1 protein-coding gene is annotated in these 448 nt (G+C 69.9%); it reads right to left on the bottom strand.

All coding sequences use genetic code 11. From position 1 onward, the window contains the following. A partial coding sequence (larC, locus tag NKF06_RS20850) for a nickel insertion protein (RefSeq protein ID WP_253246485.1) occupies window positions 1-448 on the bottom strand: 448 nt, incomplete at both ends.

Raw genomic sequence — 448 nt, 5'->3', positions numbered from 1 at the left:
CGGACCGACCAGTCGGCCGCCGCGGTGATGTTGAGGACGGCGGGCGCGGGCACCGGGTAGGACCCGTGGCTCATCTCGGCCTCGCCGCCGCCGACGGCGACCGGGCCGGTGACGACGCGGTCCACGCCGAGGTCGTCGAGGAGGAGACAGACCCCGACCACGTCGGCGATGGCGTCGTCTGCGCCGACCTCGTGGAAGTGGGTCTCGTCGAGGTCCGTGCCGTGGACCTCGGCCTCGGCCTCGCCGAGCACGCGGAAGATGGCCGTCGCGTCCTCGACGACGCCCGCGGGCAGACCCATCGACTCGACGAGTTCGACGACCTCGGGGAAGGTCCGGTGCGGGCCGTGACCTTCGGCGTGGGTGTGGTGGTCGTGGGAGTGTGAATGGTCGTGGTGGTCGTTGTTGTGTGAGTGCGAATGGTCGTTGTTGTGTGAGTGCGAATGGTCGT

The organism is Haloferax sp. AB510 (assembly GCF_024136985.1).
Lineage (GTDB): Archaea > Halobacteriota > Halobacteria > Halobacteriales > Haloferacaceae > Haloferax.
This window is presented reverse-complemented; position numbering and strand designations above follow the sequence as displayed.